23 protein-coding genes and 5 tRNA genes are annotated in these 23,921 nt (G+C 58.9%); 10 read left to right on the top strand and 18 right to left on the bottom strand.

The window, feature by feature from the left end:
• A complete protein-coding gene (locus PspCFBP13528_RS04110; RefSeq protein ID WP_065950663.1) occupies positions 1–777 on the top strand; it encodes a TatD family hydrolase in 777 nt (258 codons plus the stop codon).
• Here the strand turns inward: PspCFBP13528_RS04110 and PspCFBP13528_RS04105 are convergent.
• The 5 genes from PspCFBP13528_RS04105 to PspCFBP13528_RS04085 all read right to left on the bottom strand — a co-directional run bounded on the left by PspCFBP13528_RS04105 (position 724) and on the right by PspCFBP13528_RS04085 (position 7,066).
• Positions 724–1,152 carry a hypothetical protein gene (locus tag PspCFBP13528_RS04105; RefSeq protein ID WP_065950662.1) on the bottom strand — a complete coding sequence of 143 codons (429 nt, stop codon included), beginning with the start codon at positions 1,150–1,152 and terminating at the stop codon, positions 724–726. The genes PspCFBP13528_RS04110 and PspCFBP13528_RS04105 overlap by 54 nt on opposite strands.
• A 125-nt stretch (positions 1,153–1,277) precedes the next feature.
• Entirely contained in the window at positions 1,278–3,308 is a 2,031-nt protein-coding gene (locus PspCFBP13528_RS04100; RefSeq protein WP_137199689.1) for a methyl-accepting chemotaxis protein, read from the bottom strand.
• 143 nt (positions 3,309–3,451) lie between these two features.
• Entirely contained in the window at positions 3,452–4,288 is an 837-nt protein-coding gene (gene ampE / locus PspCFBP13528_RS04095; RefSeq protein ID WP_137199688.1) for a regulatory signaling modulator protein AmpE, read from the bottom strand.
• Positions 4,285–4,848: a 1,6-anhydro-N-acetylmuramyl-L-alanine amidase AmpD gene (gene ampD, locus PspCFBP13528_RS04090; RefSeq protein WP_065950659.1), complete on the bottom strand. Its 564-nt coding sequence runs from the start codon at positions 4,846–4,848 to the stop codon at positions 4,285–4,287. The genes ampE and ampD overlap by 4 nt, the downstream gene beginning before the upstream one ends.
• A 61-nt stretch (positions 4,849–4,909) precedes the next feature.
• Complete coding sequence (locus tag PspCFBP13528_RS04085; RefSeq protein WP_137199687.1) at positions 4,910–7,066, bottom strand: DUF1631 domain-containing protein; 2,157 nt, start codon at positions 7,064–7,066, stop codon at positions 4,910–4,912.
• A 243-nt stretch (positions 7,067–7,309) separates the two neighbouring features.
• Between PspCFBP13528_RS04085 and nadC the strand changes: the two genes are divergently transcribed.
• Positions 7,310–8,158 (top strand): carboxylating nicotinate-nucleotide diphosphorylase, encoded by an 849-nt coding sequence (gene nadC, locus PspCFBP13528_RS04080; RefSeq protein WP_065950657.1) that lies wholly within the window; start codon positions 7,310–7,312, stop codon positions 8,156–8,158.
• Positions 8,159–8,266: 108 nt separating this feature from the next.
• Here nadC and PspCFBP13528_RS04075 read toward each other — a convergent pair whose 3' ends face one another.
• The 3 genes from PspCFBP13528_RS04075 to PspCFBP13528_RS04065 all read right to left on the bottom strand — a co-directional run bounded on the left by PspCFBP13528_RS04075 (position 8,267) and on the right by PspCFBP13528_RS04065 (position 9,286).
• The gene (locus PspCFBP13528_RS04075; protein ID WP_065950656.1) at positions 8,267–8,572 is read right to left on the bottom strand and encodes a DUF6388 family protein; all 306 of its coding nucleotides are present in this window, start codon (positions 8,570–8,572) and stop codon (positions 8,267–8,269) included.
• A gap of 160 nt (positions 8,573–8,732) precedes the next feature.
• Positions 8,733–8,808, bottom strand: a tRNA-Thr gene (locus PspCFBP13528_RS04070).
• A gap of 64 nt (positions 8,809–8,872) precedes the next feature.
• Positions 8,873–9,286 (bottom strand): pilin, encoded by a 414-nt coding sequence (locus tag PspCFBP13528_RS04065; protein ID WP_065950655.1) that lies wholly within the window; start codon positions 9,284–9,286, stop codon positions 8,873–8,875.
• A 198-nt stretch (positions 9,287–9,484) separates the two neighbouring features.
• On the opposite strand from PspCFBP13528_RS04065, the gene PspCFBP13528_RS04060 reads away from it, so the two are divergent.
• The 4 genes from PspCFBP13528_RS04060 to yacG are packed head-to-tail and all read left to right on the top strand — an operon-like array spanning position 9,485 to position 12,373.
• Entirely contained in the window at positions 9,485–10,693 is a 1,209-nt protein-coding gene (locus PspCFBP13528_RS04060; protein ID WP_137199686.1) for a type II secretion system F family protein, read from the top strand.
• On the top strand, positions 10,690–11,556 hold the full coding sequence (locus PspCFBP13528_RS04055) for an A24 family peptidase (RefSeq protein ID WP_137199685.1): 867 nt from the start codon (positions 10,690–10,692) through the stop codon (positions 11,554–11,556). The genes PspCFBP13528_RS04060 and PspCFBP13528_RS04055 overlap by 4 nt, the downstream gene beginning before the upstream one ends.
• Positions 11,553–12,176, top strand: coding sequence for a dephospho-CoA kinase (gene coaE, locus PspCFBP13528_RS04050; protein ID WP_137199684.1), 624 nt, complete (start codon positions 11,553–11,555; stop codon positions 12,174–12,176). Before PspCFBP13528_RS04055 ends, coaE begins: the two co-directional genes overlap by 4 nt.
• Positions 12,173–12,373, top strand: coding sequence for a DNA gyrase inhibitor YacG (yacG, locus tag PspCFBP13528_RS04045; protein ID WP_003188437.1), 201 nt, complete (start codon positions 12,173–12,175; stop codon positions 12,371–12,373). The genes coaE and yacG overlap by 4 nt, the downstream gene beginning before the upstream one ends.
• On the opposite strand, the gene PspCFBP13528_RS04040 is transcribed toward yacG, so the two are convergent.
• Entirely contained in the window at positions 12,370–12,585 is a 216-nt protein-coding gene (locus tag PspCFBP13528_RS04040; RefSeq protein ID WP_065950651.1) for a hypothetical protein, read from the bottom strand. The two genes, yacG and PspCFBP13528_RS04040, sit on opposite strands and share 4 nt — an antisense overlap.
• 63 nt (positions 12,586–12,648) lie before the next feature.
• Positions 12,649–13,338: an energy-coupling factor ABC transporter permease gene (locus PspCFBP13528_RS04035; protein WP_065950650.1), complete on the bottom strand. Its 690-nt coding sequence runs from the start codon at positions 13,336–13,338 to the stop codon at positions 12,649–12,651.
• A 315-nt stretch (positions 13,339–13,653) separates the two neighbouring features.
• On the opposite strand from PspCFBP13528_RS04035, the gene PspCFBP13528_RS04030 reads away from it, so the two are divergent.
• Positions 13,654–14,652: a fatty acid desaturase gene (locus PspCFBP13528_RS04030; protein ID WP_101218203.1), complete on the top strand. Its 999-nt coding sequence runs from the start codon at positions 13,654–13,656 to the stop codon at positions 14,650–14,652.
• A 40-nt stretch (positions 14,653–14,692) separates the two neighbouring features.
• Here PspCFBP13528_RS04030 and PspCFBP13528_RS04025 read toward each other — a convergent pair whose 3' ends face one another.
• The 3 genes from PspCFBP13528_RS04025 to PspCFBP13528_RS04015 all read right to left on the bottom strand — a co-directional run bounded on the left by PspCFBP13528_RS04025 (position 14,693) and on the right by PspCFBP13528_RS04015 (position 17,960).
• The gene (locus tag PspCFBP13528_RS04025; protein ID WP_065950648.1) at positions 14,693–15,583 is read right to left on the bottom strand and encodes a DMT family transporter; all 891 of its coding nucleotides are present in this window, start codon (positions 15,581–15,583) and stop codon (positions 14,693–14,695) included.
• 17 nt (positions 15,584–15,600) lie between these two features.
• The gene (locus tag PspCFBP13528_RS04020) at positions 15,601–16,713 is read right to left on the bottom strand and encodes an ornithine cyclodeaminase family protein (RefSeq protein WP_137199683.1); all 1,113 of its coding nucleotides are present in this window, start codon (positions 16,711–16,713) and stop codon (positions 15,601–15,603) included.
• A gap of 332 nt (positions 16,714–17,045) precedes the next feature.
• Entirely contained in the window at positions 17,046–17,960 is a 915-nt protein-coding gene (locus PspCFBP13528_RS04015; RefSeq protein ID WP_137199682.1) for a LysR family transcriptional regulator, read from the bottom strand.
• A 304-nt stretch (positions 17,961–18,264) separates the two neighbouring features.
• On the opposite strand from PspCFBP13528_RS04015, the gene PspCFBP13528_RS04010 reads away from it, so the two are divergent.
• The 3 genes from PspCFBP13528_RS04010 to PspCFBP13528_RS04000 are packed head-to-tail and all read left to right on the top strand — an operon-like array spanning position 18,265 to position 20,480.
• The gene (locus PspCFBP13528_RS04010; protein WP_065950645.1) at positions 18,265–18,894 is read left to right on the top strand and encodes a DUF1780 domain-containing protein; all 630 of its coding nucleotides are present in this window, start codon (positions 18,265–18,267) and stop codon (positions 18,892–18,894) included.
• 53 nt (positions 18,895–18,947) lie between these two features.
• Positions 18,948–19,121, top strand: coding sequence for a DUF3094 family protein (locus PspCFBP13528_RS04005; RefSeq protein ID WP_065950644.1), 174 nt, complete (start codon positions 18,948–18,950; stop codon positions 19,119–19,121).
• A gap of 60 nt (positions 19,122–19,181) precedes the next feature.
• Positions 19,182–20,480, top strand: coding sequence for an NAD(P)/FAD-dependent oxidoreductase (locus PspCFBP13528_RS04000; RefSeq protein WP_065950643.1), 1,299 nt, complete (start codon positions 19,182–19,184; stop codon positions 20,478–20,480).
• 116 nt (positions 20,481–20,596) lie between these two features.
• Here PspCFBP13528_RS04000 and PspCFBP13528_RS03995 read toward each other — a convergent pair.
• From PspCFBP13528_RS03995 to clpB, 5 genes are all read right to left on the bottom strand, one after another.
• Positions 20,597–20,673: transfer RNA gene (locus tag PspCFBP13528_RS03995), tRNA-Pro, on the bottom strand.
• 94 nt (positions 20,674–20,767) lie between these two features.
• Positions 20,768–20,843, bottom strand: a tRNA-Lys gene (locus PspCFBP13528_RS03990).
• Positions 20,844–20,848: 5 nt separating this feature from the next.
• Positions 20,849–20,925 (bottom strand) — tRNA-Pro (locus tag PspCFBP13528_RS03985).
• Between the two features lie 9 nt (positions 20,926–20,934).
• A tRNA-Asn gene (locus PspCFBP13528_RS03980) sits at positions 20,935–21,010 on the bottom strand.
• 303 nt (positions 21,011–21,313) lie between these two features.
• Complete coding sequence (gene clpB, locus PspCFBP13528_RS03975; RefSeq protein ID WP_057725840.1) at positions 21,314–23,878, bottom strand: ATP-dependent chaperone ClpB; 2,565 nt, start codon at positions 23,876–23,878, stop codon at positions 21,314–21,316.
• Positions 23,879–23,921: the final 43 nt, after the last annotated feature.

Here is a 23,921-nt window from a genome sequence, read left to right as displayed (position 1 = left end):
GTGGAGCTGATCGACACCCACACCCACCTGGATTTCGCGGACTTCGACGATGATCGTCCGCAGGTCCTCGCCCACAGCCGTCAACTCGGTGTGCGGCGCATGGTGGTGCTCGGGGTTTATCAGCGCAATTGGCAGCGGTTGTGGGATCTGGTGGTGGAGGATGAAGGCTTGTTCGCCGCCTTCGGCCTGCACCCGGTGTATCTGGATGAGCATCGCCCTGCCGACCTGCTGGAATTGGGCGACTGGCTGGCGCGCCTGCAGGGCCACCGGCAACTGTGCGCCGTGGGTGAAATCGGCCTGGATTACTTTCTTGAACACCTGGACCGTGAGCGCCAGCAAGCGCTGTTCGAAGCCCAGTTGAAACTCGCGGTGGATTTCGCCCTGCCGGCCTTGCTCCACGTACGCCGCAGTCACGCGGCGGTGATCGCCACGCTCAAGCGCATTCACCTGCCGCGTGGCGGCATTATTCATGCGTTCGCCGGCAGCCGGGAAGAAGCCCGCGAGTACATCAAGCTCGGCTTCAAGCTGGGCCTGGGCGGTGCCGCCACCTGGCCGCAGGCCTTGCGCATGCACAAGGTGCTGGCTCAATTGCCGCTGGAAGCCGTGGTGCTGGAGACGGACGCGCCGGATATGGCCCCCGCCATGTATCCGGGCCGGCGCAACAGCCCACACCACTTGCCGGCTATCTGCAGCGCCCTGGCCGAGCGGATGGGCATCAGCGCTTCACGGCTGGCTGAGGCGAGCACACGCAACGCGTGCGAGCTGTTCAAGTGGTAACCGGCTGACGGCTTGCAGGTTCAAGGTCATCCTTCGCCGATGACGCACGTAGCGCAGCACCAGGAAGTGGATCAACAGCGTCGTCAACGAAATGTTGAATTGCCCGATCACACTGAGCAGTCCCAGCCACTCTGCAAACAGCGCCACCAGGAGGGTCGCGCACGTCAGCATGATCATGCCGGGCGGCACCAGCGCCCATTGGTCCAGGGCACGAAATCGACGCAGCTGTTTTCGACAACACAGCTGCAGGCACGCATGGCAATAGGTACAGACAAAGGGCTCGTCGATGGCAATGGCGTTCAGTTGCCAGGGTTTGAGTTCAAACGTCATGTCGCAGTGGGCGCAATGCCCTTTGATGCCGATGACAGCGGCCATCGCCGTGCCTCCTTGAGACCGTGACCAGATGATACAAATTCCACCTATTCACGGCGCATTGAAAGGCCATCAGCGAAATCAGGACAAGTGCCACGCCCTACCGAGTTAAATCCCACCGAGAGTTCCTACACGCGAAACGCGCCAATCAATAGCTTCAATTGAGTGACCTGCTGCGACAGCTGATGGCTGGCCGCTTCGGTCTGGTCGGCGCCCTGGGCGGCGTGCTCACCCGCACGATTGATCGCGACGATATTCTGATCAATCTCGTGGGCGACGGCCGTTTGCTGCTCCACGGCGGCGGCGATCTGCTGGTTCTGATCGACGATCATTCCTACCGCACCGAGAATATTCTCCAAGGCTTGCTGGACTTTCTCCGACTGCCCTACCGTGCCACTGGCCATGTCATGGCTGGCGCCCATGGCCTTGACCGCTGCGCCGACGCCACTGTGCAGGCGCCCGATCATCTGCTCGATTTCTTCGGTGGACTGCTGCGTACGCCGCGCCAGCGTACGCACCTCGTCGGCCACTACGGCAAAACCGCGCCCCTGCTCACCGGCGCGCGCGGCCTCGATCGCCGCGTTGAGTGCCAGCAAATTGGTTTGCCCGGCGATGCTTTTGATGACGTCCAACACGCTGCTGATGGACTGGCTGTCGACAGCCAACTGGTTGATCACCCGCACCGACTCATCGATCTCCGACGCCAGGCGCGCGATGCTGCCTTGCTGGGACTGCACCAGCGCGCGGCCGTTGACGGTTTCATCGTTGACACTGTGGGCGCTGCTGACAGCGGCTGCGGCGCTGCGCGCCACCTCTTGGGCGGTGGATGACATCTGGTTCATCGCTGTGGCCACTTGCTCGATCTGGCTGCGCTGGCCGGACACCGCCTGGTTGCTCTGTGCCGAGACCGCCTGGACTTGCCCGGCTTGCAGCTCGACCTGACCGACCGTGTGCCCGACGCGCTCGATCAGGTCGTGGATCTTGGCCACGGTGCCATTGAATACCTGGCCCAGATCCCCCAGTTCATCGCGACTTTCTGCAACGAAACTGACCGTCATATCGCCGGCCGCCACTTTATCCATCATCGCCCCAAGGCTGCGCAAGGTCGCGCGCGTGGAAGCATAGAAGCCTGCATACAAATAGAAAATCAGCGCAAATACCGCCACCAGCGCCGTGACCAACAGCATCATGTGCAGGCGCTTTTGCGCCAGGCGTTGTTCCAGTTGCTGCTTGAGGAATGCCAGGGAGGCGTCATCGAGTTGATAGGTTTTGGCCATCAGTCGACTGACGTCGTCATAAAAGCCCTGCCACGGTGTGTCCAGGGTTTCAGCCACCACCACCCGTTCTTCGAACAATTCAGCGCCCTGCTTGAGGCTGGCCCGGCTGGCTTGCGCTACGGTATCAAGCGCCGCCTGCGCGGCACTGCTGGCGCCGAGCGCATCCTGCAGCTTCAAGCCGTATTCGCCCTGGAGTTTTTCCAATTGCTGCAGCAGCTCGTCAAAGCGTGTGCTGGAAGATGAATTGATAAAGCCCTGGCCCAGGGAGTACGCGCCCATCGCACGCCCTTCCCCGAGCAACTGCGTGACGTGTGGGGTGACGGCGGTGATCAGTTCGCTGAGTTGGCGCAGATCGCTCTGCGAATCTCGGCTCAAGCCGGATTGACTGGCGATGATCTGGCTGAGTATCTGGGCCTGGTTGAGCAATTTGCCGATCAATGCAGTTTTGTTGAGCAGTGACGTTTCCTGTTGCTGAGCCTTGAACGCAGCGATCAGCTCATCACGCTTGGCATCGAAAGCTGCAACCTGTTCGGGCTGGGTCGCCATCGCGCTGAGTCCCTGCACACGGCCGAGCACACTCTGCTCCAGGGCGCCGATCCTGGCTTCAAGGTCGCCGGCCTTGCCGGACTGGCCGAGGGTCGCGTTGATCTGCACCTGGTTATTGAGTGCTTCCAGCTCGCGACGCACCACCAGGCTGCTGCCCAGCAGATCGAGGCTCTGCAGTTCAATACGGGTGCCCTGGAACTCAGCCCAGGCGTCACGCACCAGAAAATAGTTAGTCGCCAGCATCGGCAGCAGGAACAGCACGCTGATCAGACTGAACTTCAGGCCGAAACTCAGGCGATTCATCAACGCGACGGCGGGATAGAGCAAGCGCTTCACAGGTGATCTCCCTTACTTTTATTTTTATTGAGGCGCAGGGCGGCGGCAGATAGCCACTATTTGGCATTCTGTCTGTATAGCTCAATTTGAACGGGAGTTTTGTAACGTAAGGTTAACGGCAGGGGTTGCCCCTGCCGGCTGTCTCAGGGCAACACCGTCCAGATTGCAAAACCGGCATACCACAGCACCGCCGCACGCAGCAGCAATTCCCACAGCTGATCAAGACTGGTGATACCTTCGGCGCCCACCACCGGAGGCGGTATCTGCGCAGCGGCCAGGCCGACTTTTTCCATCAGCTGTGCAGCGCTGATATCCCAACTGAGCAATTCGTGGAGCATGACCCGGCTGACCCCGACGAAATTGCCCACCAGGGCAAAGCTCGCCGCCAGCAGGCGCACCGGCAGCCAGTCAAAGGCGTGGCGCATGTGCGTGGCGCGTTCGGCCACCAGTGGATTCTGGCTGTGCTCACTGGCCAGCGCCAGCAGGCGATAGGCCAGAGCGGCCACCGGGCCCAGCAGGAAATACCAGAAAATCACCGCGAAAAAGCTCTGGTACGCCTGCCACAGCAAATGGCCTTGAACCCGCTCGAGCAGTTGCTCGCCACTGTCGGCACCCAGGTTCAGGTCACGTTCGGCCACATGCTCGGCGGCTTGCAGATCACCCCGCCGCCAGGCATCACGAAACGGCCCCAACGCGGCCAACAGATCGCCACGGCCCAGGCTGTAGATCACCACCAGCACATGCACCGGCAACGCCAACAAACCATAGGCCACGGGCTCCAGCACCAGCAGCAACAAGCCCAGCAGCGCCACGGGCAGCACCACCAGCGCCAGCAGGATCAGCCAGGGCCGCTTGGCCATGCGCGGGCTCGATTCAAGCCTGGCCAGCTCGCGCAGCCAGCCGCCGTCGCACTGCAACCGCTGGCGCAAGGCCGAGAACTTCTCGATCCACACTGCCAGTACCAGCACCAGAAAACTCATAGTTTGTGTCCTCCATCCTGCAGCGCGCTACGAAAGCGCTTCCAATCAAAAGCCGGGCCCGGATCGGTTTTGCGGCCTGGGGCGATGTCGCTGTGACCGCAGATACGCTGGGGGGTAATCGCAGGGTAAGCTGGGAGCAACTGGCGCGTCAGCTCAATCAGCGCCTGGTACTGGGCGTCGGTGAACGGCAGATCGTCTGTGCCTTCCAGCTCGATTCCCAACGAAAAGTCGTTGCAGGTATCCCGGCCTTCAAAGCTGGAAACGCCCGCATGCCAGGCCCGGTCCTGGCACGCCACAAACTGCGTCACTGCACCGTCGCGTTCAATCAGAAAATGCGCAGAAACCCGTAGGTGGACGATCCCCTCAAAGTAGGCGTGTTCCGTTACATCCAGGCGATTCTGGAAAAACTCATGCACTTTACCGGTGGCAAACTGCGCCGGGGGCAAGCTGATGTTATGTATCACCAACAACGATACCTCGCCTGCCGGGCGCTCGTTGAAGTTGGGCGAAGGGCAATGACGAATGCCCTCGAACCAACCGCTGACGGGGTCCAACTGCATACAGGCTCCTTGACTGAGACAAAGTGTTACCAGTATGCCGCGTTCCGCCCTGCGGTTGCGATCACTTGCCGCGATTGAGTTGACGCAGGTTGCCAATCACCGCCGCCAGCGCGCGGTCGAACAGCAAACCCTCGTCCAGGCTGCGCAGGGCGCCGCGCTTGAAAGCCGCAGCCAATTGCCCGGGGGTTTGCTCCAGGACCTTGAGCCCCGTGCGACTGACGAAAATATAACGATGGTTCGGCGCCATGATCGCCGTGAGCTTGCACCGCAATATCGTGTCGTCGTCCTGCTGGAACTCCACCCAACCACCGACCCGTAATGGGCGAACCTTGAGCAGGTCCGGGTCATCATGCGGCCAGGCTTCGATGGCGTCCGACAGTTGGGTGCCGAGAACGAAGGGCTCGCGGACTTCAATCAGCCCGTCGTCGCCCTCGCCTTCGCATGTTTGAACATGTACGGTCTGCAAGCGTAAAAAAAATTCCCGAGTGCTGAAAGGATCGAACGCCGCACCGGCCAACCCGGCGCGCAACGACTTGAGCAACCCTGGCAATTGCTCCAGCAGATGCCGGCCCGCCTCGGTGTCTTCGTGCAGGCCGACGCTCCAGATCAATTCATCCATGGTGCGCAGCCCGGCCTGCCACTGCACCGAGTGTTCGCCGTGCTTGAGATTGGCCAGCAACAGCACCTGGCTCCAGGTGTGTTGCAGAAACTGCACCACGAACGGCGGCAGGACCTTGCCCGATAACCGCCGGTTCAGCGCTTGTGCCACGCGCTGGCGCGCGACCTCGGTACGCAGGCGCCCTTCCTCGACGTCACGGGTGTGCTGTTCGAGCAACGCACTGCGCTGCTGCTCTTCATTGATGAACCTGCTGAATGGCGCCAGTAACTGCGAAAAAATCGCCGGATCTTCGACGAACTCATTCAACAAGCGCTGGATGACCTGTTCGATACGCAGGTACAGGCTGTCGTTCTGATAGCCATTGTGCGGGCTGCAACCCATGGCGGCACTGGCGATCTGATTGAGCAAGCGGCGTGCCGGGTGTCCGGGGTAACTGAACAGGCTCTTGTCCAGCAGGGCGACTTTCAGTATCGGGATCTGCAAGCGAGCGATCAGGGCTTTGAAGGCGTGGGGCACACTGGCGTCATTGAGGATGAACTCAAAAAGCAGCGCGACAAGGTTGATCACATCCTCGTCAGCCGCCTCCACCACCCGCGACTTGCCGCTCTTGACGCTGACTCGGGTCAGCAACTGTTCGAGCTGGTTGCGCAGGTCGAAATCGTCCTCAGCCCCAGGCTCCGGTACGTATTGCTGCAAATGCGACAGCAGGCGCAGCAGGTCTCGGCTGGCGATGGGTTGCGGTTGCGCACTGGCTTCAAGGGTCGGCGCGACGCTGCCGCGCACCGCCACCAGCAAGGCTTGCAAGGCGGTAAAGGCTTGCTGGCCGCTTTCGTCACAAGGAGGGTCGGTGGCCGGCGGACGAGCCTGGTGCTGAAGCTCACGCGACGCGCGTCCACCCGCACGACGGGAGGGCACGCTCTTGAGTTCAGGCAGGACCCCGGTGGCAACCAGCAGTTGATTGGCTTCGCCATAGAGTTGGTCGGCATCGCTGAGCACGTATTTCTCGAAGAGCTTGAGCATGATCAGCTTGACCCGGATCTCCACCCCCAGGCTGCGGCCCGCCTGCAGAAAAAACTGGCAAAGCCGTGCAGGGCCCAGAGGGTTCTCATGGTCGGTCAAAGGCCTGCCCAACACTTCACTCAAGCGCGCGCTCAGTTGCCCGAGCGCCAGGCCATCACGGTGCCGTACCCGACCGAGCATTGCCTCCAGTGCCACGGCCTTTTCCCGGTCATCAGCCCGGGTAGCGCCGGCCATCTCATAGGACACCACAGGCACCGGATGCAACCCGCCGCTATCGGCCTGGCTCAGATTGGCGAAGGCGGCAAACAGTTGCTCCATGAGCACGCGCTCGAAGTTCTTGCGCTTGAGGCGCAGGTCGCGCATGGCCTGAAAGAAAATATGCTGGTCAACCGTGCTGCGGGCCTTGTCGGCCATTTCAAACAGGGTGTCGTCGGCGTTATCGAACAGTTCCTGCAATCCCTGTTGCAACTGCTGCGCCGCTTTGTCACGCACCTGCAGCACCACCACCGGTAGACGTGCGAGCGGCGATGGCGTGGCCTGTGCCTGTTTGATAGGCACCACCTTCCCGTCATTGTGCATCCTGGCCTCCTGAAACGGCGGGTGTTGAGATGGGCAAGGAACGGAAGCAGGCCTGCTGGGCGCTGCGAGTACCGGCCACCATCAGGACGTCAAAGCTATGACGCCAATCGCAAGGCGCGAGATTATCGGCAAATCAGGGCCGTTGCGCCAGTAAACTCTGCCCTGCGCGGTAAATGAGTGACGAGCCTGGGTTCCAGTCCACACAGCCCCTATAATCGCGGCACTTTGTCTGTGGAGACTGTTATGCCGAACCTGCGTCTTGCCGACCTCGCCGCTGAAATCGAAGCCAACGTGCGCCGCGCACTGCTGGAAGACGTCGGCAGTGGTGATATCACCGCACAGCTGATCCCGGCCGAACGGCTGGCCAAGGCCACGATCATTACCCGCGATGCGGCCGTTATTGCCGGGACCGCCTGGGTGGATACGGTCTTCCGCCAACTGGACCCCCGCGTCGCCGTGCATTGGCAAGTGGCCGATGGTGAACGTGTCAGCCCCAACCAGCCGCTGTTTCACCTTGAAGGGCCAGCACGTTCGCTGCTCACCGGTGAACGCAGTGCGCTGAATTTCCTGCAGATGCTGTCAGGCGTCGCCACCCGTGCCCGATACCTGGCGGATTTCGTCGCCAGCACCCAGGTCAAGCTGCTGGACACTCGCAAGACGTTGCCGGGCCTGCGCCTGGCGCAGAAATACGCAGTGACCTGCGGCGGTTGCCACAATCATCGCATCGGGCTGTATGACGCCTTCCTGATCAAGGAAAACCATATCGCCGCATGCGGGGGCATTGCCCAGGCCATCAGCGCAGCCCACAAAATCGCCCCGGGCAAGCCGGTGGAGGTCGAAGTGGAAAGCCTGCAGGAGTTGCGCGAAGCATTGGCGGCGGGCGCCGACATCATCATGCTCGATGAACTGAGCCTGGACGACATGCGCGAAGCCGTGCGGTTGAACGCGGGCAAGGCCAGGCTGGAAGCCAGCGGCGGGATCAATGAAAGTACCCTGCTGCCCATCGCCGAGACGGGCGTGGACTACATCTCCATTGGTGCGCTGACCAAGGATGTGAAGGCTGTGGATTTGTCGATGCGGTTGAGTATTTGAGCAGCTGCAAGCTGCAAGCTGCAAGCTGCAAGCTGCAAGCTGCAAGCTGCAAGAGGGTGTTGCGTCCCTTGCGGCTTGAAGCTTGAAGCTTGAAGCTTGAAGCTGATCTCAAACTACAAGATTATTCATCTCGCAGTACTCTTCCCATTCGACACCCAGCACTTCGGCGGCCTCCTTGTGCAAGACCAGGCGTGCGACTTCGAACTCTTCCGGGGTAGAGGTGTACTTGAGGGTCAGTTCCCAAGGCTGGAGGTTCTGGCTCTCCGCCTCGTCCTCGAATGCCCACTGAATCTGATCACGCTGGTCGTCAGCGCTCAGGTCCTTGATCTCTTCTTTAAGCTGCGGCATATCATCAAGATACTTCTTGAGCGCTTCTTCGTGCCGTGCTTCCTGGGTCATCTCAGTCGTGGTCATGTCGTTCTCTTAGATCGAGGAATGGGGATGCATCTGGGTCATCAAGGTTGCGCAGATACAAAGAGCAGGCGCGAATACCGGCTCGTCTGGCCTTCAGAACCATTCTGTGGATCATCTGAAAACAGTGCCTTTGAAACATGCCTTTGAAACAGTGTTGCCTTGGTGCCCGAGACAGGAATCGAACCTGCGACCTTCGCGTTACGAGTGCGCTGCTCTACCGGCTGAGCTACACGGGCAGTGGGCTAAAGCTAGCACCGCATTGGGCATGCGGCAACCGGCTCGCTCACCGCCCGGCAGCCGTCATGCGCCGTTGGCGCCACAACCCTTGGCGACGTATTGCGCCTCGGCCGTGGTGACACAGGTCCAGCCGCTGGTGGCGCTGCGCGTCAAGGTGATGGTCTTGCCCAGTACGGGCGCAGGTGCATCAAGGATTTCACAGCTGATGGAGCCGCTGCCCGTGGTGACATCTGCTGTCACATCGACCTTGCAATTGGCAGTGGGGCTCTTGCCGCCAATCAACGGCACCGTGGGCACAGCGCCCTGGTTAATGACATCTTCGTAGCCGGCCTTCAACGCGCTGATTTCGGCCAACCCCGCCGTGAACTTGGCCTTGGCCTGGTGCTTGGTGTACATGGGCAAGCCAATCGTGGCCAAAATGCCGATGATTGCCACGACGATCAACAACTCGATCAAGGTAAAGCCTTTCTGACGCATCACTTTCACTCTCCAGAATAGAACCATGACAAGGCGCATCCTGCGCCCCGTATTGTGCAGCGGCGCCAGTGTACTCATCCCTGCGCGGCCAATCGCATACCAGAAGCACAATCTGACATTTTATCGCCCAACACACGCCTGCCTGTATCCGCCCGCTGGCTAAGCTGTAAATTCTTAATCTGCATGTGCGAACGCGACATGAACGACACCTCGACGATCTATGCCTGGCAGGGCATCAACCGCAACGGCCGCAGGGTGTGCGGGAAAATCTCGGGGCATGACCCTGCATGGATCAAGGCACGACTGCGCCAGCAAGGAATCTGCCCCGAACATGTGCGCAAGCAATCGTCAGGCCTGCCAAGCCTGGCGGCGCCGATACTGCCGGCGGATATCGCGCTGTTCACCCGCCAGTTGGCGACGCTGTTGAAGGCCGGTATCCCGCTGCTGCAAGCCTTCGACATCATCAGCGAGGGCGTCGAAAACCGCCCACTGCGCGAGCTGGTCAAGGGGCTGAAGCAACACGTCGCCGCCGGTAACAGCCTGACCAGCACGCTGCGCCAATACCCCCGTTACTTCGATGACCTGTACTGCCACCTGATTGCCGCCGGTGAGCAGGCCGGAGCCCTGGAAACACTGCTGGAGCGCGTGGCCATTCAGCTGGAAAAAAGCCAACGCCTCAAAACCAGAATCAAAAAAGCCCTGACCTACCCTCTTGCAGTGCTGGTGGTGGCCGGCCTCGTCAGCGCAGTGTTGTTGATACAGGTGGTGCCGCAGTTCCAGCACCTGTTCGCCGGAGTCGACAGTCAATTGCCCGGTTTTACCCTGGGGGTCATCGCCCTCTCCGATTTTCTGCAACGGGCCTGGTGGATACTGGTGCTGGGCCTGGGCACGGCCATCGGCGGGCTGCGCCACGCCTACCGTGGTTCTGCGCAGTTTCGCTACCGGCTGCAGGCAGGTTTGTTGAAAGTACCCCTGGCAGGCAAACTAATGAACAAAGCTGCCGTCGCCCGCTACGCCCGCACGCTTTCAACCACCTTTGCAGCAGGTGTTCCCCTGGTGCAGGCGCTCGGCTCAGTGGCCGGCGCCGTCGGCAATGACCCTTTCAAACAGGCAATCGAACATATGCGCCACGATGTATCCACAGGCATGCAGTTGAATCAGTCCATGGCCGCCAGCGGCCTGTTTCCAGGCATGGCGATCCAGATGACGGCAATCGGCGAAGAGTCCGGCACCCTGGACCACATGCTGGAAAGAGTCGCGGACCATTACGAGGCCGACGTAGAGACCCTCGTCGATAACCTCACCAGCTTGATGGAACCGCTGATCATGGTAGTACTGGGGAGCATCGTCGGCGCGTTGGTGATTGCAATGTACCTGCCGGTGTTTCAACTCGGTTCGGCATTTTGAGCGCGTTGCTGGGCGAGCAGCCCTGGGCATTTGTCGGCATGGCGCTGGTGCTGGGCCTGATCGTTGGCAGTTTTCTCAATGTGCTGGTATGGCGCCTGCCCAAGATGCTCGAGCGCGAATGGCGCGCCCAGGCCCATGAGATCCTCGGCCTGCCTGCTGCGCCAGCGGGGCCGGTCTATAACCTGATGCGCCCGAATTCGTGCTGTCCACACTGCGACCAGCCGATTCGCCCCTGGGAGAATATCCCCCTGCTCAGCTACCTGATGCTCAAGGGACGTTGCACCCACTGCCGTGCAACCATCAGCGCGCGCTACCCCCTCACCGAACTGGCATGTGCGCTGATATCCGCCACCGTTGCCTGGCACTACGGCTTTGGCTGGCAGGCGGGTGCGGTGATGCTGCTGAGTTGGGGGCTGCTGGGCATGAGCCTGATCGATGTGGATCATCAACTGCTGCCGGATGCCATGGTGCTGCCGTTGCTATGGTTGGGGCTTGTCCTCAACAGCCTGGGCCTGCTCGTAACATTGCCCGATGCGTTATGGGGCGCGGTGCTGGGCTACATGAGCCTGTGGAGCGTGTTCTGGCTGTTCAAGCTGGTCACCGGCAAGGATGGCATGGGCCATGGCGACTTCAAGCTATTGGCGCTGTTAGGTGCCTGGGGCGGCTGGCAGATACTGCCGATGACGCTGCTGATGGCGTCACTGCTCGGCGTGTCTGCCGGGCTGCTGCTGATGCGCTGGCGCAAGACGCACGTGTCGGCACCCATCCCATTTGGACCCTGCCTGGCAATTGCCGGCTGGATTGCATTGCTCTGGGGTGGTCAAATAACCGACTTCTATTTGCAGTCTGTCGGTTTCACATGACCACTCCTGTTGCAACACCCTGGATTCTCGGCCTCACAGGCGGTATCGGCAGCGGTAAAAGCGCTGCGGCCGAGCACTTCACCAAGCTGGGTGTCGACCTGGTCGACGCCGATCATGCCGCCCGCTGGGTGGTCGAGCCCGGCCGGCCGGCGCTGGCGCGCATTGCCGAGCATTTCGGCAGCGGTGTGCTGCAGGCGGACGGCCAACTGGACCGCGCCGCGTTGCGCAAATTGATTTTTGAAGTACCCGAAGAACGTCGCTGGCTCGAAGGCCTGTTGCACCCGCTGATCGCTGACGAAATTCGCGATCACCTGGCACGCGCCCAGTCGCCTTACGCGATTCTGGTGTCACCGCTGCTGATCGAGTCCGGCCAATACAGCATGACCCAACGCATCCTGGTGATCGACGTGCCGCAATCACTGCAGATTCAGCGTACCCTGCAGCGCGACGGCATCAGCGAGCAACAGGTGCAGGCCATTCTCAAAGCCCAGTCGAGCCGCGAAGACCGCCTGAACCATGCCGATGACGTACTGGTCAATGACCAGGACCTTGCCTGGCTGCACGGCGAGGTCGAGCGACTGCACCACTTTTACCTTACTTTGCGTGGAGGCCGATCATGAGCCAACCCTTGACCGTCGATTGCCCAACCTGCGGCGCACCCGTGGAATGGAAAGCGACCAACCTCAACCGGCCGTTCTGCTCGGACCGTTGCAAACTCATCGACCTCGGTGCCTGGGCCGCTGAAGAACACAAAATCCCGGTGGCCCCGGACGCCGAAGACGAGTTGTTTTCCGAAGACCTGCCGCCGCGCCATTAAGGCCGCATAAAGGCGTACGCCTGTTGGTCGTCGAGGTTTTCCGCAAGGTATTGCAACTCGTCGGCCAAGTCTTCAAAGCTGCGAACGCCCTTGCTCTGCTGCACCACCGCGCTGAGCATGGCGCGCAGGGTCAAGCCCGGATCAAAACCGATTTCCTGCGCTGCATCCTGGCTTCTGCGCAACTCCTGCCGTGCCCATTCGTACACACTCATGATTGGTGCTCCTGAAGTTTCGCAGAGCATGGGCCTGTGCACTCATGCGCTTTTTGATCTGGATCAACGCCGCGAATCGTCGTCCTTCCACGGCGCCGAGAGGTAGCGGGTGCGGTTGAAAGTCTCCAGCCATTCAGGGCAGAACACCACCAGGGCACTGATCACCATGCCGTTGATAAAGGCTTCGGGAAAGATGATCAGCCAGAGGTAGCCGACAAAATCGCCCAGCCATTGCGGCATCGCAAATCGCCCGTCCAACCACAGCAGCCCCAGCCCGACCAACAGGCAAAGCAATGCCGACAGCGCCGCAGCGAAAAAGCCGGAACAGAAGATATACACAAAGGGGTTTCGCGGTTGCGCCCGCTCCACGAGTCGCGCGCAAAACTCGGTAATGAGTACCGGAAGACCAATCAGCAACAGACCATTGATGCCGACAGCGGCGAGGTCCTGCCGCCCCAGCCATACCAACCCCGACTGCGCGACAAACCCACCAACGATTGCCAGCGGCCAATCCAGCAACAGGGTCACTGCGGTCATGCCGATAAAGTGGTAGGACACCCCCGTATCGAAATCCCGTCGCACCAGCCACAACATGAACAGCGCGAACACCGTGCCGAACAGCAAATGCTGGCGCCGTCGATCAGCAAACAGTTCGATCCAGGGCGCACGCAAAATCGCCCAGATCACCACCGGGGCATACAACAACCAGCCGATGCCGAGCGTTTGCGGCGCCAGCACCGCCGCGCCGATCACCGTTTCACCTGCCTCACCGCCTCGCGACCTGTCACGGGCCTGGCTGCGTTGATCCTGCGCATAAACGCCTCGTTTCCAGAGTCATTGCCGGGTGGTCAGTCTACATCGCCAACGTTCGAGTTGCCGAGTAACGAGTTAGAGGCAGGCACGCGAAAAAGCCGGTACCGCATTGCGCTATTGATCGATAGAGAAACTAATACCAGCCGTAGTATTACTCCATTGCAGCCGCTGTCACCTTCAAATAAAACCTTGAGGTCTTTTAAACCAATCGAAGGAGCAGGAAAACAAGGCCTCTTGTGAGTACTGGGCGCATCTATGACAGACAGCATTACTTACCCGCTTTTAATCGATAAACACGTGGTAGCGAGTGACCGCGGCGCGCCGAAACTCGATGCGACTTTAAAACACACACTGATGAAGCGCACACCGCTACGCACCTCGCTCATTTATATCAACGCGGTATTGATCATTGCACTCGCCATGACCGGGCTACTGCTGGAAGAAAATGGCACGATTGATCTGCCCTGGTATGCCGCAAGCTTAAGCATGATCATCCTGGGGTTGGTTTACGCTCACTTTACCGAGCTACAACATGAACTGCTGCATGGACACGCCTTTAAATCACAACGGTTGAACCGGGGGTTGGGATTTATCTGCGGCCTGTTCATGCTTAACTCTTTTTCCCACTATAAATATCACCATCTTCGCCATCACCGGCATCTGGGCACTCCACAAAACAGTGAGTTTTTCAATTACCCGGAAAAAGGCATGGACAGCCCCTGGAAGCTGGCAAGTGCGGCCCTCAATCCAGGCAGATTCATTCGCGTGGGCGCGCTCATGTTCAAAAGCCTGACCGGAGCAAAATTGCAGGACATAGAAGACAGCAAAGCGCAAAAGCATACGAGGCAGGAATATTGCGCGTATTTTTTCATCGTTGCTGCGGCCGTCGTTTTCACCTTATTGACCGGCTCATGGTTTCTTGTGCTGGCCTGGCTCATCCCAATGGTGTTGATTGCCGAGCCCGCCCACTACCTGATCGAGCTACCGGAGCACTTCGGCCTCGATGCCTACACCGAACCGAACTTCAACAGGAATACCCGAAGCATCGAAGCATCCCGGTTGGCCCGTTGGTATACAAATGCAAACAACCTGCACACCGCACACCACAGTCTGGCGAGCGTGCCCATGGGTCGTTGCCAGACGCTACATGACTGCTCTCGTGCCAGCATGGAGGTGATCGAGCCGGATTATTGGACGTTTTATCGCAAGGTCATGTCCGGCGAGCTCAAGCCATTCAACCGCGCCAGTCAATGACCGCCCGACCTGGCTGACGGGCGTCGCAGGGAAACATAGATTATTTCCGATACCCGAAGACATAGATCATCCCTGCGCTCGCCAGGATTACGCCGACGACTTCAAGTGTGCTGGGCACCTCGGAAAGAACGAAGATTCCCAGCACACTGGCGATGCACGGGACCAGCCCACCGAAAATAGAGCCGCGTGTAGCGCCCAACACGGTCACGGCCTTGGTATAGAACAACAGCGCGACAATGGCGGCAAACACGCCTTGAAACAGTCCCTGGAACACTATTTCGGACAACGGAGCAGCCAGAATACCCGGCGTTCCCCACAGGACATACAGAGGCAGGTACAGCAGCATGGAGACTACGGACACCAGCGCCGTGGCCTGGAAGGCATCGACATCCCATGCGCGCGAGGCAATGGTATAAACCCCCCACAACGCGCCGGCCGCAATGAACAACAGATCCCCCAGCCAGACCTGCCCTCCACTGTCCGTCATACTCCGCCAGCCCGAGAGAGCAGCCCCCGCCATGACCACCAGAATTCCAATCAGTACGGCCTTCTCTGGTCGGTCGCGCAGTATGAACCAGCCTCCAAGGGTGGAAACCGCAATCATCGCACTGGGAATAAGCACACCGGCATGCCCGGCTGGCGCATAAGCCAGCCCGATGATACCAAGCAGTACGTGGGGAATACCCTGGCCCACCGTAAGAACCAGCGTCTTCGGCAAACCGAGGGTTCCGGTTCCTTTCTTCAGAACAAAAGGCAGCAGGATCAACCCGGCAACCATGAAACGCAGGGCGGCTATGTCATAAGCCGACAGCGTTTTTTGCACACCAAAACGGGAAAGGACAGGCCAGGCGCCCCAGATGAACGCTGACAGGAGCCCAAAGCAGACTGCGACGTAAAGTGTTTTTCGATCGACTGCATGCACGCTGCTCATGGCCTGTCCTTTTTCACTCACGCTGACTTTATGGAACGATCGGGTGCTGCGCTTTCAACCACATGCAGACCGTGGGTGAAATTCGAAAAGCGGTAAGGGTTCATAGGGTCATCACAACCGGCTTCAATCAGAATGTGCTGGCCCAGTCCGAGCGCCTGCGCCTGGTCGATCAAGACTTCAGTCATGATCTGATCCGCCAACGAAACGCCGGTGCTGTCGAAAATGGTTGGCTTCATCTGGTAGTGAGCATAGTCCTGCGGCGCTTTGACGATCTTGTGTAATTCAGGACCGATACAACCGTGTTCCTCCTCAGTCAATTGCTGACATTCACCCTCGTTCAACGCCTGCTCCAGGTAATCAGGAACCACGAACGAGCTTTTCAGCAATTGCGTCGATAACTCATATTTTCTTGGCGTGTCGGCCCCTACGGCATTGATATGCACATGCGGTTTCATGCCGCCCGCATGGACAACCGGCCCGGCATCAAGCCCGATAGAGGTCGCCACGCAAATAATGTCGGACTCGGCCAGCACCCTTTCCTTGGAAGCAATGGTCGGGGTAATGCCCAAGGCCGCTACGCGCTTGGCGAACGTAGCCTCCACTGTCGGATCTATGTCGTGTACCAAAACCGCGTCAAAATCATACATTCGGCTGAGCGCATGGGCCTGGGTCACGGCCATGGCGCCGGCGCCGATCAGTCCCAGCGTTTTACTTCCAGGGTGGGCCAGCAATTTTGATGCAACGGCCGATGACGCCCCCGTCCGCACCGCTGTCGCGAATACGCCGTCAACCACAGCGATAAGGTGACCGTCCCTGACGTCATATAAGGAGTTGGTCGCCATGACCGTCGGCATGCCGCGATTGAAGGGATTGCCCGGATGGTAGCCAACCACTTTGAGCGCAACGTTCTGGTCGCGGCGGTATGCGGGCATGAATTCAATCAGGCCCATCTCCGGCGTTTCATAGACAAATCCGGTACGCGGTTGGATTTCCACTTCGCCATTACCAAAAAGCGTAAGTGCATGACGTAACCTGGCAATCGTTTCGTCCATCAAGGTGTCGAGGCCGACTGCGGCGGCAATTTCACCGATATTTTCCTCCGAGAGGATAATGGTTGCTCGTTGTGCCACGGTGTCGCTCCTATAGGCTGCAAGCGTTGATTCAGAACTTAGGCGGGCGCCAAATGCTGTCGAGTGATTGATTCAACGAAAACGCCGAACGTTATTTTAAATAGAGGGATAGGCGGTGTATGGCATGAACACCCGCACACTGTTGACGCGATTTGATTCAGGCGATCACGCAGGTAAGTCAAAGGCTATTTAATCAAGCCTACGCCTGTTTCAAAAAATACGAGACTCTTGGAACAGAGTCGATGGAGTATTTCTTCAGGGGGCATTAGATTTACTAAAGGGCTAACGGCAGCGGATCCGGGCGGCCAATACCCTGCGCTGCGGCCCTGGGTTCATAAGCTTCTCAGCGAACCGGCCAGCGAACGGGTCAACCAGGCTTCGAACTTGTCCAGTGCCTGCATTTTCTGAGAGTACTCGGGTTTCAGGAAGGTATAGCAATTATTGCCAGGAAAGCGAGTCCCCAAGACTTTTTCCAACTGACCACTGCGTAACTCATGTTCGACCAGGATAGATTCTATTAACGCCAATCCCTGTCCATGTATGGCCGCGGTTAACGCCATATGCCCCTCGGTAAAGATCAATGCGGTCTTGCTGAGGTCCAGGGATAAACCCAGTTCACTGAAGACGCCCCTCCAGCTTTTATGCAGTTTTCTGTGGTCCTCAGTTTTTGATTCGTAACTGATTAACTTGTGCTCATACAGATCGGCATGATGATTGATCGCCGGTGATTTATTTATATAGGCAGGGCTGCCAACAATAATAATATCTGAACAGCCAAGCACCGTGCTGTTGGGTGGGAGGTTCTCACCCTTGCCGAACCTGATTGAGGCATCGATTCCATCACTGCGAAAACTCCTCACCTCGCAAGACGCATCAATCACAACATTGAGATCCACATGTTGTTCGTAAAACTTGTTCAAGTTTGGAATGAGCCACTTTACGGCGAATGAAGGCGGGGCGGAGATGGAAAGCGTCGTTCTTTGAGTACCGATAATTTCTTCGGCGACAGCGGCCAATTCGCCCAGTGCTTTCTGCGCTACGCCAGCGAGCCGCTGTCCGGCGTCAGTCAGCATCAGCCCCTTGGCATCCCTAATGAACAGTGGGCAGTTTACGTAGTTTTCAAGATTCTTGATCTGCTGGCTGGCCGCCCCTTGAGTGACGCATAGCTCCACTGCAGCCTTAGTTACACTCAAATGCCGAGAGACTGCTTCAAACGCTTTTACAGCATTCAGTGGCGGGGTCTTCATGGTCGTTTCTTATCTATCCATAGAAAATTCACTGTCTCGACTCTAACCCAAGCCACCGGTGTTGCCTAGACGTCCCCAAACTAAGTTCATCGCCAAACGCCCAGGCGCCGTTATGCGATATACGCAGTGGTCTTTTATCTCTCTCATGCAACTTCGCGCACTGTTTAAGTGCATGACGTAATGCCTTGAATACTTGCGCCAATGCGCCGCACCATCGCCGCGCACCCGGTGCATCGCCTGCCAGGCATCGGCGGTGTCGCAGCGAGTCTTCCTGCGGTCATCATTTGAACGCTAAGCTACGCAGATGGACGACTCAGATTATTTGCGGTTGCTCACCGTAGCAGCCGAACAAGCCAACGCGTTCCTGTCCAATGCCCGCAAATGGGAGCGTGAGCGTTGGGTCTGCCAGCGCCTGCTGCAAGGCTTGAACGTGCCCTATCGTGTCGAAGAGTTCCACGCCGCAGGCACCGAGCCGCCGGACGTGCTGTTTCGCGACGCCAGTTTTGAAGTGTTCTTTGTATTGGACGAAGGCCGCCGCCTGAACGACGAATGGCGCGACGAATTGCTGCGCAGGCGCAGCGCTTTCTCCTTGAGCCAACTGGTGCGGCGCGAAGCCAAGCCAAGGCGGATACCCGCCCATGAGTTCCTGTTGCGCCTGGCACCGACACTGCGCAAGAAAGCGCATAACTACAAAGAACGCGGCATGGACCTGGGGGAGCTGGACCTCATCGCCTTCACCAGCCTAAAGCGCGAAGTGCTGGACCTCAACAGCCACTTTCCGCCGCCAACCGAATATCTGCGCCAGGGCTGGCGCTCCCTGTCACTGGTGGGGCCTACCTTTGCGCGGGTACTGTTCGCTCATCCGGACGCGCCGGATTTCTTGCGCAACAACCTGGGCCGCAGCATAGTGTTCGATGTGGGCATCAGCCTTTGATCCACAGGCTGTAACGTGACGCCCTTTTGCAACGTCTACCTGACGAGGCCTTTATGACCAGCCGCCTGAAACCCGATGACCAACAGCATGTCGAAGAGTACCTGCAACTCTCCCAGCACAGAGTCGAGCGCAAGCCTTTCAGGCCCTGGCTGCTCCTCTGTGTGGTGCTGGTGGTGGTGATCGGGCTCGGTTTGCTGAGCCGCCTTTTGAGTTACCTGACGCTATGAGCTGCCTGGCGCTCGCGGGGGTAACTGCTCCGATTTCTTTTAGCCTTGCGAGATATCCCCATGACCCATCGTATTATTGTCGTCGGCGGCGGTGCCGGCGGCCTGGAGCTAGCGACCCGCCTGGGTAAGACTCTGGGCAAACGCGGCAAAGCCAGCATCACGCTGGTGGACGCCAACCTGACCCATATCTGGAAGCCGCTACTGCACGAAGTAGCGGCCGGCTCGCTGAACTCTTCGGAAGACGAACTCAATTACGTCGCCCAGGCGAAATGGAACCACTTCGAGTTCCAACTGGGGCGTATGAGCGGGCTTGACCGCGAACAGAAGAAAATCCAACTGGCCGCCACCCTCGACGAAGAAGGCCGGGAACTGGTGCCCGCGCGCGTACTCGGCTACGACAGCCTGGTCATTGCAGTGGGCAGCACCACTAACGATTTCGGCACCGAGGGCGCCGCGCAACATTGCCTGTTCCTTGACACCCGTAAACAGGCCGAACGCTTTCATCAACAATTGCTCAACCACTACCTGCGCGCCCACGCCGGGCAGACCGACACGGTTGAACAGATCAGCGTCGCCATCGTCGGCGCCGGCGCCACCGGCGTTGAACTGGCCGCTGAACTGCATAACGCCGCCCATGAGCTGGCGGCGTACGGCCTGGACCGCATCAAGCCGGAAAACATGCACATCACCCTGATCGAAGCCGGCCCACGGGTATTGCCCGCGCTGCCGGAGCGGATTGGCGGGCCTGTGCATAAAACCCTGGAGAAACTCGGGGTGACCGTGCTGACCAACTCGGCCGTCAGCGAGGTGACCGCCGACGCGCTGATCACCAGCAGCGGCCAAGTGATCCCGGCCAGCCTCAAAGTCTGGGCCGCCGGGATCCGCGCACCGGGCTTTCTCAAGGACATCGATGGCCTGGAGACCAACCGCATCAACCAGCTCCAGGTGCTGCCGACGCTGCAGACCACCCGCGACGAAAACATCTTTGCCTTCGGCGATTGCGCCGCCTGCCCGCAACCGGGCACCGACCGTAATGTTCCGCCACGCGCGCAAGCCGCTCACCAACAGGCTTCGTTACTCGCCAAGTCGCTGAAGCTGCGGATTGAAGGCAAGGAGCTGCCGACCTACAAATACACCGACTACGGGTCGCTGATCTCGCTGTCGCGCTTTTCTGCGGTGGGTAACTTGATGGGTAATCTGACCGGCAGTGTGATGCTCGAGGGCTGGTTGGCGCGGATGTTCTACGTGTCGCTGTACCGGATGCACCAGATGGCGCTGTATGGCTTTTTCCGCACGGCGATGCTGATGCTGGGCAGCAAGATCGGACGCGGGACCGAGCCGCGCCTGAAACTGCACTGACAACATAAAACATTGTGGGAGGGGGCACGCCCTCTCCCACATTTGATCTTCACCGTTAATAAGTTTTGCGCAGGCAAAAAAAATCCCCGTATCTTTCGATACGAGGATTTTTAATATGGTCGGGGTAGGGGGATTCGAACTCCCGACATCCTGCTCCCAAAGCAGGCGCGCTACCGGACTGCGCTATACCCCGGTAATAAAAAGGCGACCTTTCAGTCGCCTTCCTCGATCAGCGCTTTTGGCCTCTGATCTTAAGATCTGATTCCAGCGTGAGCTGGTCTCAAAAATGGTGGGTCGTGTGGGATTCGAACCTACGACCAATTGGTTAAAAGCCAACTGCTCTACCAACTGAGCTAACGACCCAAATATGGTCGGGGTAGGGGGATTCGAACTCCCGACATCCTGCTCCCAAAGCAGGCGCGCTACCGGACTGCGCTATACCCCGGTTTGAAATTGGCTCCGTGACCAGGACTCGAACCTGGGACCCAATGATTAACAGTCATTTGCTCTACCGACTGAGCTATCACGGAACTACATATTTCAAAGTACAACATTTACCGCCATGTAACCTTCTCTTCGACCCTGTCCGTATCGCTACGTTAGCGTCTCTGAGGCGCGCTATTCTACAATCTTAAAAACCCCTGTCAACCCTTTAAATTGCTTTTAAGACAATGATTTGCGCTTCTTTCTGATTTCTTCTTGGGGAGAAGAAACCCGTGGGCTGACGTTGCTGCGGGGCGCACTTTACAAGCCTTTGCCTTACAGTTCAACGCCCTATCGAAAAAAAAGGCCCCGCAATGCGGGGCCTTCTCTTATGGCACTGGCCGCGGGGCTTAATGGAAGACGATTTCGTCGTTCTCCACCGTCGCCTCGACGCTGGTGCCCGGCATAAAGCTGCCCGACAGGATCAGCTGTGCCAGCGGGTTCTCGATCCAGCGCTGGATCGCACGCTTCAACGGCCGCGCGCCATACACCGGGTCGTAGCCCACCGCGATCAGCTTGTCCAACGCCTCGCTGCTCAGCTCCAGGGCCAGCTCGCGCTCGGCCAGACGTGCACGCAAGCGTCCCAGCTGGATCTCGGTAATGCCGGCTATCTGATCCCGCGCCAACGGCTCGAAGATCACCACTTCATCCACCCGGTTGATAAATTCCGGCCGGAAGTGCGTGGTCAGCGCATCCATGACAGCGGCCCGCTGGGCCTCGCGATCACCTACCAGCTCCTGGATCTGCGACGAGCCCAGGTTGGAGGTCATTACGATCACCGTGTTGCGAAAATCCACCGTACGTCCGTGGCTGTCGGTCAGGCGACCGTCCTCCAGCACTTGCAGCAGGATGTTGAACACATCCGGATGCGCCTTCTCGACCTCATCCAGCAGGATCACCGAGTAGGGCTTGCGCCGTACGGCTTCGGTCAGGTAACCGCCCTCTTCATAGCCCACATAGCCTGGTGGCGCACCGATCAGGCGAGCCACCGAGTGTTTCTCCATGAACTCGGACATGTCGATGCGCACCATGGCCTCTTCAGTATCGAACAGAAATTCAGCCAAGGCTTTGCACAGCTCGGTCTTACCTACGCCGGTGGGCCCAAGGAACATGAACGAACCACTCGGGCGATTCGGGTCGGACAACCCGGCGCGGGAACGTCGTACCGCGTTGGACACCGCCACCACGGCCTCTTCCTGACCGATGACGCGCTGATGCAGCAGACTTTCCATCTTCAGCAGCTTGTCGCGTTCGCCTTCAAGCATCTTCGACACCGGGATACCGGTCCACTTGGAGACCACCTCGGCGATTTCTTCCTCGGTCACCTTGCTGCGCAACAGCTGGTTCTCGCTATGGCCATGCTGGTCGACCATCTGCAGGCTGCGCTCCAGGTCCGGGATCACCCCGTACTGCAACTCGGCCATGCGGTTCAGGTCGCCTTTACGGCGCGCGGCTTCCAGCTCCTGGCGCGACTGCTCGATCTTCTGCTGGATCTGCGCAGAGCCCTGCACTTCGGCTTTTTCCGAGGTCCAGATTTCTTCGAGGTCCGAATACTCGCGCTCCAGGCGCACAATCTCTTCCTGGAGTTTCTCCAGGCGTTTCTTCGCCGCCTCATCCTCTTCTTTTTTCAGCGCCTGGGATTCGACCTTCAGTTGAATCAGGCGGCGGTCCAGGCGGTCGAGCACTTCCGGCTTGGAATCGATCTCCATGCGGATGCGGCTGGCTGCCTCGTCGATCAGGTCGATGGCTTTGTCGGGCAACTGGCGATCGGTGATATAGCGATGGCTCAACTTGGCCGCCGCAATGATCGCGCCATCGGTAATCGCGACCTTATGGTGAACCTCATAGCGCTCTTTCAGGCCACGCAGGATGGCGATGGTGTCTTCTTCGCTGGGCTCTTCCACCAGAACTTTCTGGAAACGTCGCTCAAGCGCCGCATCCTTTTCTATGTACTGACGGTACTCGTTAAGCGTGGTTGCACCGACGCAATGCAACTCGCCTCGCGCCAGGGCGGGCTTGAGCATGTTGCCGGCATCCATGGACCCTTCGCCCTTGCCCGCGCCGACCATGGTGTGCAGTTCGTCGATAAACAGAATGATCTGCCCTTCCTGCTTCGATAATTCATTAAGCAGGGATTTCAGGCGCTCTTCGAACTCGCCACGGAACTTGGCGCCGGCGATCAACGAGCCCATGTCCAGGGACAGCAGGCGCTTGCCTTTAAGGCCGTCCGGCACTTCACCATTGATGATGCGCTGGGCCAGGCCCTCGGCGATGGCGGTTTTACCCACGCCAGGCTCACCGATCAGCACCGGGTTGTTCTTGGTGCGACGCTGCAGCACCTGGATAGTGCGGCGGATTTCGTCGTCACGGCCGATAACCGGGTCAAGCTTGCCCTCTTCGGCGCGCTTGGTCAGGTCAACGGTGTATTTATCCAGGGCCTGGCGCGACTCCTCATGGTTGGGGTCATTCACCGCCTCGCCGCCACGCAGGTTGTTGATGGCGTTTTCCAGGGCTTTCTTGCTCACGCCCTGGCCCAGCAACAACTTGCCGAGCTTGCTGTTGTCGTCCATGGCGGCGAGCAGCACCAGTTCGCTGGAGATGAACTGGTCACCTTTTTGCTGGGCCAGGCGGTCGGCCTGATTCAGCAGCCGCGCCAGGTCCTGCGACATATTCACGTCGCCGGTAGGGTTCTGGATTTTCGGCAGTTGGTCGAGCTCTTTGCTCAACTCCTTGCGCAGGCTGTTGACGTCAAAGCCCACCTGCATCAACAAGGGCTTGATAGAACCACCTTGTTGCTCGAGGAGCGCCTGCATCAAGTGCGCCGGTTCAATCGCCGGGTGGTCGAGACCGACCGCCAGGGACTGGGAGTCCGATAAGGCCAACTGCAATTTGCTGGTTAAACGATCAATACGCATTAGTCACCTTCCTTTTGAGCAGGCCGGAGCTATGAACAAACAC

This window comes from Pseudomonas sp. CFBP13528 (genome assembly GCF_005233615.1).
GTDB lineage: Bacteria > Pseudomonadota > Gammaproteobacteria > Pseudomonadales > Pseudomonadaceae > Aquipseudomonas > Aquipseudomonas fluorescens_AM.
The sequence above is the reverse complement of the archived record's forward strand: the minus strand, read 5'-3'. Positions and strand labels throughout refer to the sequence as shown.

Excerpts from the sequence above, each read along its gene's own strand:
- PspCFBP13528_RS04105 (WP_065950662.1), bottom strand. The coding sequence starts at position 1,152 with ATGGCCGCTGTCATCGGCATCAAAGGGCATTGCGCCCACTGCGACATG.
- ampE (WP_137199688.1), bottom strand. The coding sequence starts at position 4,288 with ATGAGTTTTCTGGTGCTGGTACTGGCAGTGTGGATCGAGAAGTTCTCG.
- ampD (WP_065950659.1), bottom strand. The coding sequence starts at position 4,848 with ATGCAGTTGGACCCCGTCAGCGGTTGGTTCGAGGGCATTCGTCATTGC.
- PspCFBP13528_RS04085 (WP_137199687.1), bottom strand. The coding sequence starts at position 7,066 with ATGCACAATGACGGGAAGGTGGTGCCTATCAAACAGGCACAGGCCACG.
- nadC (WP_065950657.1), top strand. The coding sequence starts at position 7,310 with ATGCCGAACCTGCGTCTTGCCGACCTCGCCGCTGAAATCGAAGCCAAC.
- PspCFBP13528_RS04075 (WP_065950656.1), bottom strand. The coding sequence starts at position 8,572 with ATGACCACGACTGAGATGACCCAGGAAGCACGGCACGAAGAAGCGCTC.
- PspCFBP13528_RS04065 (WP_065950655.1), bottom strand. The coding sequence starts at position 9,286 with ATGCGTCAGAAAGGCTTTACCTTGATCGAGTTGTTGATCGTCGTGGCA.
- PspCFBP13528_RS04060 (WP_137199686.1), top strand. The coding sequence starts at position 9,485 with ATGAACGACACCTCGACGATCTATGCCTGGCAGGGCATCAACCGCAAC.
- coaE (WP_137199684.1), top strand. The coding sequence starts at position 11,553 with ATGACCACTCCTGTTGCAACACCCTGGATTCTCGGCCTCACAGGCGGT.
- yacG (WP_003188437.1), top strand. The coding sequence starts at position 12,173 with ATGAGCCAACCCTTGACCGTCGATTGCCCAACCTGCGGCGCACCCGTG.
- PspCFBP13528_RS04040 (WP_065950651.1), bottom strand. The coding sequence starts at position 12,585 with ATGAGTGTGTACGAATGGGCACGGCAGGAGTTGCGCAGAAGCCAGGAT.
- PspCFBP13528_RS04030 (WP_101218203.1), top strand. The coding sequence starts at position 13,654 with ATGACAGACAGCATTACTTACCCGCTTTTAATCGATAAACACGTGGTA.
- PspCFBP13528_RS04025 (WP_065950648.1), bottom strand. The coding sequence starts at position 15,583 with ATGAGCAGCGTGCATGCAGTCGATCGAAAAACACTTTACGTCGCAGTC.
- PspCFBP13528_RS04015 (WP_137199682.1), bottom strand. The coding sequence starts at position 17,960 with ATGAAGACCCCGCCACTGAATGCTGTAAAAGCGTTTGAAGCAGTCTCT.
- PspCFBP13528_RS04010 (WP_065950645.1), top strand. The coding sequence starts at position 18,265 with ATGGACGACTCAGATTATTTGCGGTTGCTCACCGTAGCAGCCGAACAA.
- PspCFBP13528_RS04005 (WP_065950644.1), top strand. The coding sequence starts at position 18,948 with ATGACCAGCCGCCTGAAACCCGATGACCAACAGCATGTCGAAGAGTAC.
- PspCFBP13528_RS04000 (WP_065950643.1), top strand. The coding sequence starts at position 19,182 with ATGACCCATCGTATTATTGTCGTCGGCGGCGGTGCCGGCGGCCTGGAG.
- clpB (WP_057725840.1), bottom strand. The coding sequence starts at position 23,878 with ATGCGTATTGATCGTTTAACCAGCAAATTGCAGTTGGCCTTATCGGAC.